The sequence below is a fragment of the Embleya sp. NPDC059237 genome (assembly GCF_042754105.1).
Taxonomy (GTDB): Bacteria; Actinomycetota; Actinomycetes; order Streptomycetales; family Streptomycetaceae; genus Embleya.
This window is the reverse complement of sequence record NZ_JBHZAE010000031.1, coordinates 22,792-36,073: the sequence shown is the minus strand read 5'-3', so window position 1 is coordinate 36,073 and position 13,282 is coordinate 22,792. Positions and strand designations below refer to the sequence as shown.

The 13,282-nt window shown below is 67.6% G+C and carries 10 protein-coding genes; 4 read left to right on the top strand and 6 right to left on the bottom strand.

Going from position 1 to position 13,282, the window contains the following annotated elements; all coding sequences use genetic code 11:
• Window positions 1–59: 59 nt before the first annotated feature.
• From ACFXKZ_RS49595 to ACFXKZ_RS49570, 6 genes are all read right to left on the bottom strand, one after another.
• Window positions 60–1,409 carry an NAD(P)/FAD-dependent oxidoreductase gene (locus ACFXKZ_RS49595; protein ID WP_380014148.1) on the bottom strand — a complete coding sequence of 450 codons (1,350 nt, stop codon included), beginning with the start codon at window positions 1,407–1,409 and terminating at the stop codon, window positions 60–62.
• Between the two features lie 539 nt (window positions 1,410–1,948).
• Entirely contained in the window at window positions 1,949–2,896 is a 948-nt protein-coding gene (locus tag ACFXKZ_RS49590; RefSeq protein ID WP_380014145.1) for an exopolyphosphatase, read from the bottom strand.
• The gene (locus ACFXKZ_RS49585; RefSeq protein WP_380014142.1) at window positions 2,893–3,438 is read right to left on the bottom strand and encodes a DUF501 domain-containing protein; all 546 of its coding nucleotides are present in this window, start codon (window positions 3,436–3,438) and stop codon (window positions 2,893–2,895) included. The genes ACFXKZ_RS49590 and ACFXKZ_RS49585 overlap by 4 nt, the downstream gene beginning before the upstream one ends.
• 123 nt (window positions 3,439–3,561) lie before the next feature.
• Complete coding sequence (locus ACFXKZ_RS49580) at window positions 3,562–4,209, bottom strand: septum formation initiator family protein (protein ID WP_380014139.1); 648 nt, start codon at window positions 4,207–4,209, stop codon at window positions 3,562–3,564.
• A gap of 56 nt (window positions 4,210–4,265) precedes the next feature.
• Complete coding sequence (gene eno, locus ACFXKZ_RS49575; RefSeq protein WP_380014136.1) at window positions 4,266–5,546, bottom strand: phosphopyruvate hydratase; 1,281 nt, start codon at window positions 5,544–5,546, stop codon at window positions 4,266–4,268.
• Between the two features lie 314 nt (window positions 5,547–5,860).
• On the bottom strand, window positions 5,861–6,373 hold the full coding sequence (locus ACFXKZ_RS49570) for an RICIN domain-containing protein (protein ID WP_380014133.1): 513 nt from the start codon (window positions 6,371–6,373) through the stop codon (window positions 5,861–5,863).
• 1,064 nt (window positions 6,374–7,437) lie between these two features.
• Here ACFXKZ_RS49570 and ACFXKZ_RS49565 point away from each other — a divergent pair.
• The 4 genes from ACFXKZ_RS49565 to ACFXKZ_RS49550 are packed head-to-tail and all read left to right on the top strand — an operon-like array spanning window position 7,438 to window position 13,111.
• Window positions 7,438–7,800, top strand: coding sequence for an SseB family protein (locus tag ACFXKZ_RS49565; protein ID WP_380014130.1), 363 nt, complete (start codon window positions 7,438–7,440; stop codon window positions 7,798–7,800).
• Entirely contained in the window at window positions 7,793–8,143 is a 351-nt protein-coding gene (locus ACFXKZ_RS49560) for a hypothetical protein (protein ID WP_380014127.1), read from the top strand. The genes ACFXKZ_RS49565 and ACFXKZ_RS49560 overlap by 8 nt, the downstream gene beginning before the upstream one ends.
• A 13-nt stretch (window positions 8,144–8,156) precedes the next feature.
• Entirely contained in the window at window positions 8,157–12,629 is a 4,473-nt protein-coding gene (locus tag ACFXKZ_RS49555; RefSeq protein ID WP_380014124.1) for a DUF6531 domain-containing protein, read from the top strand.
• On the top strand, window positions 12,626–13,111 hold the full coding sequence (locus tag ACFXKZ_RS49550) for a barstar family protein (protein ID WP_380014121.1): 486 nt from the start codon (window positions 12,626–12,628) through the stop codon (window positions 13,109–13,111). Before ACFXKZ_RS49555 ends, ACFXKZ_RS49550 begins: the two co-directional genes overlap by 4 nt.
• Window positions 13,112–13,282 lie beyond the last annotated feature (171 nt).

Below are 13,282 nucleotides of genomic sequence, written 5' to 3'. Positions count from 1 at the left end.
ACGCGACGAAGCCCGGTACGCACAGGGCGTACCGGGCTTCGTCGCGAACGACCTACGACCTACGACTTGGCCACGGACTCGGCGGCCGGCCGAGGCGCGGGCAGCGCCGCCTCGGCGAACTCGTCGCGCGGGTGCTCCATCGCGCCGAGCGAGACGATCTCGCGCCGGAAGAACGCCGACAGCGTCCAGTCGGCGAAGACCCGGAACTTGCGGTTGAACGTCGGCACCATCGCACCGTGGTAGGTGCGGTGGAACAGCCAGGCCGGCAGACCCTTGAGCTTGAACCGGCCGAACATCACGGCGACGCCCTTGTGCAGACCGAGGCCGGCCACCGCGCCGAGGTTCTTGTGCTTGTACTCCTGCGGCGGGAAGCCACGCATCACCGAGACGACGTTGTCGCCCAGGACCCGGGCCTGCCGCAGCGCGTGCTGCGCGTTCGGCGGGCACCAGGCACCCTCGCCCACGGCCAGGTCCGGCACCTGCGCGTTGTCGCCGGCGGCGAACACGTTGTCCATGCCGACCACCTGGAGGGTGGTGCGGGTGTCGACGTGGCCGCGCGGGCCGAGCGGCAGACCGTACTCCGACAGCACCGGGTTGGGCTTGACGCCCGCGGTCCACAGGATCGTCGAGGCGTCGAACTCGATGTCGTTCGAGAGCACGCAGTGCTTGTCGACGCACGACTTGAGCGAGGTCTCCAGGTGGAACTCGATGTCCCGGCTCTTGAGCCGCTCCAGCGTCCACGCGCCGAGCTCGGGACCGACCTCGGGGAGGATGCGGTTGGCCGCCTCCACCATCACGAAGCGCATGTCCTCGCGCTTGAGGTTCTTGTAGTAGCGCACCGCGTCGCGGGCCATGTCCTCGACCTCGGCCAGCGCCTCGATACCGGCGAAGCCGCCGCCGACGAAGCAGAACGTCAGCGCCTTGCGGCGGATGTCCTCGTCGGTGGTGGAGTCGGCCAGGTCGAGCTGCCCGAGCACGTGGTTGCGCAGTGCGATGGCTTCTTCGATGGTCTTGAGACCGATGCCGTTCTCGGCGAGGCCGGGAATGGGGAAGGTTCGCGATATGGAGCCGAGCGCGATGACGATGTAGTCGAAGCCGAGTTCGTAGGACTCGCCGGCCAGCGGCTCGACGAGGGCCACCTTGCGGTCGTGGTCGACGGAGGTGACCCGGCCGTTGACGATCTCGGCGTTGGGCAGGACACGGCGCAGCGGCACCACGACATGGCGCGGTGAGATGCTGCCGGCGGCCGCTTCCGGGAGGAAGGGCTGGTAGGTCATGTACGACCGCGGGTCGACGACCGTGACGGTCGCTTCGCCGAAGCGCATCTTCTTGAGGATGCGCTGCGCGGCGTACAGACCAACGTAGCCGCCGCCGACGATGAGGATGCGAGGGCGATCCGTGTTGCTCATGTTTGGAAGTATCCACCGATCGAAGTCGCCGGTGCTTCGAGGCCGCGCGCAGTACCGAAGGGGCCGTCTGGTACCCTTCGTCCTTTTGCTTGTGCATTTGTGCACGGTGGGCGGTCGGGGAGGATCCATCCGACCCTGGCACCCGGCGACTCGGTCCCGGTGACCTGCGTCGATCCTGCCCGAGGGGTGCGGGGACGGCGCAATGTGATCTCCACCTCGGCTTGTCGACGACCGTGGTTTTCGAAGGCGGGGACCGTCTCGAAACGGGTCGACCAGAGGAAAACGGCCCTACATGGCCAACTTTTGCCCCGTCGACCATGTGAAGGGATTCACAAACTTTCGTCCGTGTCCGAACGTTGGACAGGGGCCGTTGGTTCCCTGGCGGTGGTTGTTCGTTCTTTGGGCGCTGCCTGTCCGCTGCCTGTTGGGGCGCCCTTTGCTCCTTGCCGATCCGGGGCGGGACGGCGTGCGGGGGCCAACTCGCGGGCGCGCCACGGGGGTCGGGCGGGGCGGGCGCGTCCGCGAGTGTGGGGCCGGGGCTAGTCGCCGACCGGGGCCTCCGCCTCGGACCAGGCGATGCCGTCCAGGATGTCGTGTTCGCTGACCACGACCTCGGTCAGGCCGGTGCGTTCCATGATCGTGCGCAGGACCAGCGCGCCGGCGGCGATCACGTCGACGCGGCCCGGGTGCAGGACGGGGATGGTCGCGCGTTCGGCGTGGGTGCTCGCCAGGAGGCGAGCGGTGACGGCGCGGACCTGGTCCAGGGTCAACCGGGCGTGGTGGATCGTGGTCGAGTCGTATTCGGGCAGGTCGAGCGCGATGCCCGCGACGGTGGTCACCGAACCGGCCAGGCCGACCAGGGTGCGGGCGCGCGCCAGGGGGACCACGGCCGCGACCTGGTCCAGGGCGGCCTCGATGTCGGTGATCGCGGCGGCGACCTGGGCCTGCGTCGGCGGGTCGTCGCGCAGGTGGCGCTCGGTCATCCGGACGCAGCCGATGTCCACCGATCGGGCCGCCTCGGGCCGGTCGGTGCCGAGTACGAACTCGGTGGATCCGCCGCCGAGATCGACCACGAGGTAGGGCGTCTCGACGGCGCCGGTCCCGGCCAGCTCGCGGGTCGCCCCCATGAAGGACAGCGCGGCCTCCTCGTCGCCCGAGATCACCTCCGGCTCGACGCCCAGGATCTTCCGGACGCCGTCCCGGAAATCGTCCCGGTTCTCCGCGTCCCGGCTGGCGCTGGTGGCCACGAAACGCACCCGCTCGGCGCCCAGTTCGCGGATCACCTCGGCGTAGTCGACGCACGCCGCGAAGGTGCGCTCCAGGGCCTCCGGAGCCAGCCGGCCGGTCCGGTCCACGCCCTGACCGAGTCGTACGATCCGCATCCGGCGGTCCAGGTCGACCAGGGTGCCGGCGGCCGGGTCCAGGTCGGCGACGAGCAGGCGGATGGAGTTGGTGCCGCAGTCGATCGCGGCCACGCGTCGGGTCATCGGGTCTCGTCCTCCGGGGCGGGGGCGGGGTCGGGAGAGGCGTCGGCGGGCTCGCCGGCGGGGCCGTCCACGCACACGCACGGGCCCTTGGCCCACCAGTCGGGCAGCGCGTCCAGTGCCTCGTCGCCGAGCGGGTTGACGCCGCGTCCGGCGGCGAGCGCGTGGCCGGCCAAGACGTGCAGGCACTTGACCCGGTCCGGCATGCCGCCCGCCGACGGGAAGCCCTCCAGCACCTCGATCGCGTCCCGGCGCGCGATGTAGTCCTCGTGCGCGGCGGCGTACCGGGCGGCCAGATCCTCGTCCTCGGCCAGGCGCGCGTTCATCTCGCGCATGACGTTGTTCGCCTCCAGCGTCCCGATCGCGGACGCCGCCCGGGGGCAGGTCAGGTAGTACAGCGTCGGAAACGGCGAACCGTCCTCCAGGCGCGGGGCGGTCTCCACGACGTCCGGCAGCCCACACGGGCACCGGTGTGCGACGCCGCGCAGACCACGCGGGGTACGGCCGAGCTGCGCCTTGACGGCGTCGATGTCCTGCTGATCCATGGAGGGAGTATGTCCTGTTTCGCTGAATGGTTCGGACCGACGTTCGAGCGGGGTGCCGCCCCGGAGCCGGTGCGGCGGCCGGTCGCGGCGGGCCGCGCGGGGCCGGCGGCGGCCCGGACCGGCCTAGCCGATCGACGTGGCGGGTGTCCTCGTGGGCGTCGGCGACGTGCTCGGGGTCGGCGCACCGGCCTTGTCCGCGTCGCGGGTGGAGTCCCACAGGTTCCGGTACCAGGGCGGCGAGCCCGCCTGGGCCGGGGTGGGCGGCGCCGGGTTGCCCGCGGTGCCGGCGGGCGGCACCACCAGGTAGGCGGTGTCGCCGGGGTAGACGAAGTGCAGCCGCTCGCGCGCCTGTTGCCGAACGTACGCCGGGTCGTTCCAGCGCTCCAGGTCGGACCGCATGCGCTCGGTCTCGGACTGCTGCTTGCGGGTGCTCTCGCGCAGGTCGGCCACGTCGGAGCGCTGCGCCAGATATTGCCGCAGCGGGTAGACGAGGGCGATCGCCAGGCTCAGCACCACCAGACTCAGCACGATCCACTTGCCGCCGCCGCGCCGGCGCAGCCGACCCAGGCCCGCCGCCGCGGCCGAGCCCTTGAAGGACCCGGCCGCGGTCTTCGGCTTGGCAGACTTGGCGGGCCTGGACCCGGCCGGCCTCGACGAGGCCGATGCCGGGCGGGTACCGCGGGCCTGGCGCGGCGGTGCGACGGCTCGGGACGCGCGGGCGACCCGAGTCGGCCCGGCCGTCCTGCGACCGCCCTCGCCCTGCTCGCTCACGCGTCCTCCCGCCGTTCCGTCGATTCGGCGCCGGCGGTCCCCCGCTCGACCGGGTGTCAGCCCTGGAAGCGCGGGAACGCGGCGCGGCCGGCGTACTCCGCCGCGTCGTCGAGGATCTCCTCGATGCGCAGCAGCTGGTTGTACTTGGCGACCCGGTCGGAGCGCGCCGGGGCACCCGTCTTGATCTGGCCGCAGTCCGTGGCCACCGCGAGGTCCGCGATCGTGGTGTCCTCGGTCTCGCCGGACCGGTGACTCATCATGCACCGGTAGCCGTTGCGGTGGGCGAGCGACACGGCGTCGAAGGTCTCGGTGAGCGTGCCGATCTGGTTGACCTTCACCAGGAGGGCGTTGCCCGCCTTCTCGGCGATGCCGCGCGCCAGGCGCTCCGGGTTGGTGACGAACAGGTCGTCGCCGACCAGCTGGACCTTGTCGCCGAGCTGCGCGGTGAGCGCGACCCAGCCCTCCCAGTCGCTCTCGTCCAGCGGGTCCTCGATGGACACCAGCGGGTACGCCTCGACCAGCTCGGCGTAGTAGGCCGACATCTCGGCGGAGGTCTTCTTGGCACCCTCGAACACGTAGGCGCCGTCGGTGTGGAACTCGCTCGCGGCCACGTCCAGGGCCAGCGCGACGTCGGTGCCCGGGGTGTAGCCGGCCTTCTCGATCGCCTCGACGATCAGGTCGAGCGCGGCGCGGTTGTTCTCCAGGTTCGGCGCGAAGCCGCCCTCGTCGCCGATGCTGGTGGCCAGGCCGCGGGCCTTCAGTACGGACTTCAGGCAGTGGTACACCTCGGTACCCCAGCGCACCGCCTCGGCGAAGGTCTCCGCGCCGATCGGCGCGATCATGAACTCCTGGATGTCGACGTTGGTGTCCGCGTGCGCACCACCGTTGAGGATGTTCATCATCGGCACCGGAAGCACGTGCGCGTTCGGGCCGCCCAGGTAGCGGAACAGCGGCAGGTTCACCGATTCGGCGGCGGCGTGCGCCACGGCGAGCGAGACGCCGAGGATGGCATTGGCGCCGAGTTCGGCCTTGTTCTCGGTGCCGTCCAGGTCGATCATCGCCTGGTCGATCAGCCGCTGGTCGTCGGCCTCGGTGCCGACGATCTCGTCGTAGATGCGGTCGTTGACCGCGTCGACGGCCTTCTGTACACCCTTGCCGCCGTAGCGGGACTCGTCGCCGTCCCGCAGCTCGACGGCCTCGAAGGCGCCGGTGGAAGCGCCGGACGGCACGGCGGCACGGCCCGAGCTGCCGTCGTCGAGGACGACCTCGACCTCCACCGTGGGGTTCCCTCGGGAGTCCAGGATCTCCCGGGCGTGGATGACGTCGATGGACGGCACGAGTTTCTCCTTGGTCAAGGGGCACGCTGGTCTGCTCGGCCAGCCTAGTAGCAGCCCGGGTCGCGCTTTGCTCGGGAACGGGTAGCTGTGGGCGACTATTCGGTGACGCGTACGCGAACGGATCGACCGGTTCGTCCCTCTACCGGGCGACGGGCGGCGCGGGCGACCTCGCTGTCACCCACGCAAGCCGCCCCCACGCGTCGGTTCGCGTGGGGGCGGCTTGCGTGGTGCGGTGCGATGCGGATGGGCGGTTCAGGTGGGTTCGACATCTCCGGGGGATGTCGGGCGCGCCCTACCGCCGGATCGGGTCGGTGTCACACCCGCTGCCACTGCTGGTTCGGTTGCCCATTCCAGGGCCAGATGATCGCCAGCGCGCCGGACTGGGTCGAGCCACCCGCGAGGTCCAGTACGTGGCCGCTTCCCGGGTAGTTCTGGAAGGACGAGCCGTACTGCGTGTCCGCCCGGTGCCACACCTGGTTGTCGCCGTTGTTGCAGGAATAGACGATCAGCGACGTGCCCTGGTTGGTGTTGCCGCCGGGGACGTCCAGGCACTGGCCACCGGTGCCGACGTTCCGGAGGGTCTCGTGGTTGTGGGCGTCCCGGCCCGTGTACCACTGCTGGGTGGAGGTGCCGTCGCACGTCCATTGCATTACCTGGCCGCCGACCACGTCCAGGCACATTCCATTCGCCGAGGCCGGGCGGAGCGTGAGAGAGGCATTCACTGCGGAGGCGCTGCTCGCGCCCGAGACCAAACCGGTTGCGGCGACGGTCAATATACCGGCGACGGCGGAAAGCTTCTTGAGCTTGCTCATCGTGATTCCGATCATTGGGGAAATTCGGCCTGGTGGGCCGCTCCGCAATTCTTGGCATCGTTTGAAGCGACGATCAACGAGCACACCATGAACTCGGGACGACTCGTTGATGAACAGAAGGTTTCCGGAAGCTGACAACTTCGCTAATAGCAGGAATTCCCATATGTCGATCGAATCGGTGTGATATCAGGCTGGCCCACGCCAAAGATTGACGACGCAAATATTCTCGAGTCGTCGTATCCGACGAATTCGCCCGACCATCCGGGCGGTTCGACTGCCGGAGGTTCCACCAACCTCTCGAACATCGCTTTCGGCTCGTGGATTATGCCCTGGTCCGATGTTGTCGCGTCAAGTATCCCGCCGCGCGAACCCGCTGGTGGCGCAGCCTCTCCGCGACGTCGCGCCACCCCGAAGCGGGGCACCCGATCACCGTCCGCACGACCGAGCGACCACCTCGACGCCTCGTGACGCCGAGGACACTCTCGACGGACCCCAGGAACGCGCAAATATCAGCGCGGGGAAAGAGTGAGGGTTCGGACTGTCGAAAACCCTGGATGGAAAGCCCGAAAGATCGCCCGATCGGGTCCTTGGTCGATCTCGTCGATCTCGTCGATCTCGTCGAGAACCGTGACGGTGTGACCCGGGCCATCGAACCGGCGACGCGAAACGGCCGCCGGGGCATTTTCGCGATATATGCCCCCTGCATGGCATCGCGCGCAGTCCGCGGAACCGGCGGCCGATCGGGACATCGCATCCCGGGCACGGCGTCGCATTCCATATCGCCGAAGCCGTCGGGGCCTTGGCGAAATTCGACCCGCGCGCCGCCGGGAGACGCGGAATCCGGGGCACGGGATATCGGGAAGGCGACGACGCCGAGGGATTCCGCTTCGTCGACCGATGCCGTGCCGGCGACGCTCGGGCGGCGTCCGAGATCCCGGCGCCTCGCCGTGGTGCACCGGCGGCGTCGACGGGGCGGGACGAGCCACGCCCGGGAACCGATAGCGGTGGGCGACCGTTCGGTGACGCGGACACCGACGGATTGGCTATGGTGACGCTCGGTCGAGGGACGGGGCGTATGTATGAACGAACCGGATTCGGGCGATATATCGCCGCTGCGGCGGGAGATCACCCGGCTGCTCGCGGGCGCGGGCGACCCGCCGGCGCTGCTCGCCGCGTTGCTCGCGGCCCGGCTGTACTGCGAACGACCCGAGCGGGTCGGCTTCGCGGCGATCGGGCCGCCGGGTGGTGGGGTGGTTCCGGTGTTCACGTCCGAGGAGCAGTTGGCGCTGTTCGTCCGGGGCGGGTGCGACTGGTTCGCCACCGAAGGCGCCGACCTGGTGCGGCTGTTGCCGCCCGGCTACGACATCGCGATCGACCTGGCCGGCCCACGACCGGTGCGGCTGCGGGCGAGTCTGTGGAACGCGGAGGCGGCGGATGGGTGACGACGGTTTCAAGGTCGACAGCACGTTCGTGCGCGGGGCCGGTACGGAGTTGATCGAGGCGCTGACGGTGGCCCGGGAGATCGCGCAGAAGCAGCAGCCGTTGCGGGATGGGTTGGTGGCGCTGCAGAAGTACTACTCGTCACCGTTCCAAGCCGGCGAGATCGTACTGGAGTCCGCCAAGGCGATGGCCGCGCTGGTGAACCTCGGCGAGAACATCGCGATCGCGCTGGAGATGGCCGCGCAGCAGTATGAGGCGGCCGAACGCGACGCCGAGGCCCGGTTCTTCACGCCCGGCGGCGCGGCCTCGATCCACGCGGGCGACGACATGGGCACCACGAACTGACGGAGGCCGCCCGGTGTTGGTATCCGGCGAACCACTCACCCCCGACTCGCAGCCACGCGGCCTGATACCGGGCGACTGGGAGGTGTTGCAGACGCTCGCCGACGTGCTGACCCGGTTCTCGACGCAGGCGCTGGAGGCCAAGGGCCGGCTCGGCAGGATCGAGGGCAAGGACCTCTGGCAGGGCAACGCGGCGGAGGGCTTTCGCAAGGACCTCGGGATCGTCACCGAGATCCTGGGCCTGCACGGCAAGGAATACCCGAGTGTCGCCGCGAAGTTGCGCGAGTTCGCCGAGGTGTTGCGGTTCGCCCAGGGCGAGTGCGCGAACGAGATCATCCCCAAGGCGAAGCAGGCGTTCTGGCTGATCGAGGCGCAGGCGCGCGAGCAGGAGTCGTACGACCTCGCCAAGCGCAATCAGGATGTGCAGAAAGCCAACGGCGTCGGCAAGGAGTGCCTGCCCCCGCTGCCGCACAAGCCCGAGGGCCATCCGGGCGCGGACATGTTGCGCGAGGCGCAGGAGCAGTTGCGGCGGGTGCGCGAGCGGGTGGAGAAGGCCGACGCGCACGCGCTGTTGGAACTGCGCAAGTCCCGTGGCGTACTCGACCTCGACCCGGACATTTGGAAGACGCTCCGCCAGGCCGGGATCGATTTCGCCAAGGGCGCCGGCGGCGGGGTCTTCGAACTCGCGAGCTTCGCGTGGACGATCGACCCGGGTCGGATCTTCGTCGACCCGATCGCGTACGCCACCGACCTCAAGGGCATCGCCGGCGGCATGCTAGGCATCGCCCGGGACCCGGTGGGGTTCGCCCAGGACACGGTCGTCACGTCGTGGGAGGACTTCAAGAAGAACCCGGCCAGGTGGCTCGGCCACTTGGCGCCCGACCTGGCCCTGACCCTGGCAACGCGCGGTGGCAACAAGACGCTGACGCCCGCCGAGCAGGTCGAGAAGAACATCGCCAAGCGGGACAACCCGCGCTGCCGGGCCGCAGAGGCGTGCACGCGCGAGGGCGAGCCGATCGACGTGGTCACGGGCGAGATGGTGCTGCCGCAGATCGACGTAACGCTTCCGGGCGCGCTGCCGTTGGTATTGGAGCGGCATCACCGGACGGCGTTCGGCGGGGGCCGGTTCTTCGGTGAGCGGTGGGCATCGACGCTCGACCAAAGCCTGCGTCTGGGCGCGGACCGGGTCACCTTCACGGCCGCCGACGGGATGACGTTGCGCTATCCGGTGCCCAGGCCGGGTGAGCCGGTGCTGCCGATGGGCGGATACCGGTGGCCCCTGGCGTGGGACGGCGCCGGCACGTTCACGGTCACCGACCCGCGGCGGGGGTGGACGTGGTCCTTCGCGGCGCTGCCGGGGCGGGCGTCGCGGCGAATACCGGTGCGGGCGCTGACGGATCGCAACGCGAATCGCGTCGAGTACGTCTACGACGCCGAAGGTGTGCCGTGCGAGGTCACCCACTCGGGCGGCTACCGGGTGGCGGTCGACTCGGCGGCGGGCCTGATCACGGGATACCGCCTGCTCGGCGCGGACCCGGTCACCCACACGAGCACGAACGACCCGGCGGCCTGCGTCGACCTCGTCACCTTCACCCACGACGCACTCGGCAACCTCACCGAAGCCGTCAACTCCTCGGGCCGCCCCCTGCGCTTCACCTACGACCCCCACAACCGCATGACGTCCTGGACCGACCGCAACGACACCTGGTACCAGTACGAATACGACGAGGCCGGCCGCTGCGTCAGGGGCTCCGGCGTGGCCGGCGTCATGGACAACACGTTCGCCTATGACACCGCCGCCAGGGTCACCCGGATGACCGACGCCCTGGGCGCCGTCCGCGAATACGAATACAACGACTGGTCCCAGGTAATCCGCGAAACCGACCCCCTCGGCGGCACCAGGCGCACCGAATGGGACTCCTACAACCGCCGAGTCGCAGCAACCGACGAACTCGGCCACACCACGAGGTACGCATACGACGCACACGGCAACCCGACCGGCGTCATCCACCCCGACGGCACCTTCACAGTCGCCGACGTCGACCCGGTGCTGTGCCGCCCCACCCGAATCACCGCCCCGGACGGCGAGGTCCGCCACCACACCTACGACGATCGCGGCAACCTCCTCACCACCACCGACGAACTCAACGCGGTCACGTCCCACACATACAACGAGGCCGGCCACCTCATCACCATCACCAATGCCCTCGGCCACACCACAACGGTCACATCGAACGCAGCCGGCCTCCCCACCACAATCAGCGACCCACTGAGCGCCACCACTCACATCACCCACAACGCCTTCGGCCGCACCACCGCCTTGACCGACCCCTTGGGCCACACCACCAAAACGGCCTGGACGGTGGAAGGAAAACCGGCCCGCCGCGAACGCCCCGACGGCACCACCGAATCCTGGACCTGGGACGCCGAAGGCAACCTCCGCCACCACGTAAACCCAGCCGGCTTCACCACATCCTACGAATCAACTTTCTTCGACCTCCCCTCCGCCCAAACCGGCCCGGATGGCGCAAGATTGGAATTCACCTACAACACCGAGTTGCACCTGACGAGGGTCACCAACCCCCAGGGTTTGACGTGGAGTTACGAATACGATCCAGCCGGTCGGCTGCTCGCCGAAACCGACTTCAACGGCCGGCACCTCACCTATCGCCACGACTCCGCAGGACGACTGATCCGTCGCGTCAACGGAGCGGGGGAGCCTGTTGCATACACCCGGGACGCACTCGGTCGGGTCGTTATCCAACGCCACGAAGCCACGGGTCACGAAACACGCTACGAACACGACGCTCTCGGTCGACTGCGCAGGGCCACCGATCCTGATGTGGATTTGGTCCTACTCCGGGATGCGTGCGGACGAGCGGTGGTCGAAATCTGCAACGGCCGCCATCTCCGATGCAGTTACGACGAACTCGGCCGGCGAACGCGTCGGGAGACTCCGAGTGGCCAGGTCAGCGAATGGACCTACGATGCTGCCGGGAGGCCGCTGACCCTGCACACTTCGGGGCATGAGTTTGAATTCACCCACGACGCCGCAGGTCGCGAAACGCGGCGCGAGTTCGGGGATCACGTCACTCTCGCGCAAAAGTGGACCGAGACTCATCGCCTCATCGACCAGTCGATCACGATCGGATCCTCGGCAACCGGACTGGCGGCCGTCCTCGACCCACGCCTCGGAACTCGGCAAACGCTTCACCGTGGCTTCACTTACCGTGGTGACGGCTGTGTCGTATCCATCGAGGATTCACTCCATGGCATGACGTCGTTCGATCTCGACGAGGTAGGACGAGTACTCGGCAAAAATGCGCCGGGCTGGTCCGAACGTTATGCATATGACACTGCCGGAAACCAGATCCACGGCCAATGGCCGACCGCCGATACAGCTGAACAGGGCTCACGTGAGGTATCCGGGACTCTCACTCGCCGTGTCGGCCGCACACATCTGGACCACGACCGCCAGGGCCGCATCATACGACGCACTCGGAAGTCTCTTTCCGGAAAATCGTACGTTTGGAACTACTCGTGGGATGCTGACGATCGACTCGTCTCCACGGTAACGCCCAGCGGCCTCACATGGAACTATATCCACGATCCTTTCGGACGCAGATTCTCCAAGACTCGCGTTTCTGACAGCGAAGGCACCCCGCAGCACTACACCTATACCTGGGATGGAACCGACCTCGTCGAAGAGTCGACGGTCGACGGCCGAATCACCAACTGGAACTACCACCCGGATGCCCCCCGCCCGATCACCCAGGCCGTGATATCGAGTGGCGCCTCCGGTGCCAAAAGCCATATTTTTTCGATCGTCACCGATCCCGCCGGAACCCCAACCGACTTGATCGACATGTTCGGTCACCGGGCGGGGGGCACGCGAACTTCACTCTGGGGTTGCGATGAACGACCCATGAATGACCTTGCCTATTGTCCACTCGGGTTCCCGGGACAGTTTCGCGACGAAGAGAGCCGATTTTTATCAAATTATTTCCGCCAGTACGATCCGACCTTCGGAGCATACGCCAGTCCGGATCCCTGGGGATTGAAGCCCGCGCCAAATCCGCATGGATACGTCACAAACCCTCTCACCTGGATCGACCCATTGGGGCTCGCTGCCTACAGCCCTGGATCCTCATTCGGCAACCCGCCGCCCGGATGGTGGCTCCCGTCGGCGATTCCGGCGGAATCGCTTGAGGTTATTCGCTGGATAGAAGATCGTGGTGTCCATCCCTACGGTTACCCTGACGGAATCAAGGGGGAATCCCTGCCGACGCCGTTCCAGAACGACGGTAGAAACAACAGCACAATCCTGCCGACCCATGATGCGCACGGAAATCCGATCGCCTACCGAGAATGGGGATCGCTCCAAACCAAAGGAGATCCCAGTAGAAGCACCGAAAGAATCGTTTCGGGGTCGGACGGTTCGATATACTACAGCCCTAACCACTACAAATCTTGGATCGTGTACAAATGATGCTCGGCACCGATATTTGGCAGTACGAATCCCCCTGGTTTCATTTCGTTCCGGACACCGAGGTTCATGCCATCCCACTGCCGCCGACTGGAAGTATTTACTGCGCACGCCTCGACGGAGCCCGAATGCTCGACAGCCAGGGCGTGCTCGAGTCGTTCTCCAGCGAACTGAAGTTCCCTTTCCAGTTCGGCTGGAACTGGCCGGCACTCGCGGAATATACACGAGATCTTTCGTGGATTCCCGCCGACAGATATCTCCTTCTGATCCTTCGTGCAGAACTTCTCCTGCGCGACGAGCCGGAAGGAAAGAGGGTCATCTGCGAAATTCTGAACCGAACCGCAAGGCACTTCGGGACCTCGCCCGGCCAACCGGCAAAACCTGCAGGAACAGAAGTCGCCTTCAACACCGTATTCTTCTGCGATCCCCTGACAATCGAGCAAACGAAGCGCGATCTGTTGATGCAACGAACCGGCGACGAATGACCGGTGTCGACCGTCAGGCCACGGCCAATGAATTCGAACGACCGATCAAGTCGGCTTCGGTGTTTGTGTGGTACCGGGGGAAATCAGCGGGACAACGAAGGAGTCGCGTGGTCCGCCAGTAGTCCGCATCTGCATTTCGTCGAGCCCGGGACTGTGGGCACCTGGGTCTAC

What these genes read in the sequence shown, in the direction of transcription:
- ACFXKZ_RS49595 (WP_380014148.1), bottom strand. Translation starts at nt 1,409, where the DNA reads ATGAGCAACACGGATCGCCCTCGCATCCTCATCGTCGGCGGCGGCTAC.
- ACFXKZ_RS49590 (WP_380014145.1), bottom strand. Translation starts at nt 2,896, where the DNA reads ATGACCCGACGCGTGGCCGCGATCGACTGCGGCACCAACTCCATCCGC.
- ACFXKZ_RS49585 (WP_380014142.1), bottom strand. Translation starts at nt 3,438, where the DNA reads ATGGATCAGCAGGACATCGACGCCGTCAAGGCGCAGCTCGGCCGTACC.
- ACFXKZ_RS49570 (WP_380014133.1), bottom strand. Translation starts at nt 6,373, where the DNA reads ATGATCGGAATCACGATGAGCAAGCTCAAGAAGCTTTCCGCCGTCGCC.
- ACFXKZ_RS49565 (WP_380014130.1), top strand. Translation starts at nt 7,438, where the DNA reads ATGAACGAACCGGATTCGGGCGATATATCGCCGCTGCGGCGGGAGATC.
- ACFXKZ_RS49560 (WP_380014127.1), top strand. Translation starts at nt 7,793, where the DNA reads ATGGGTGACGACGGTTTCAAGGTCGACAGCACGTTCGTGCGCGGGGCC.
- ACFXKZ_RS49550 (WP_380014121.1), top strand. Translation starts at nt 12,626, where the DNA reads ATGATGCTCGGCACCGATATTTGGCAGTACGAATCCCCCTGGTTTCAT.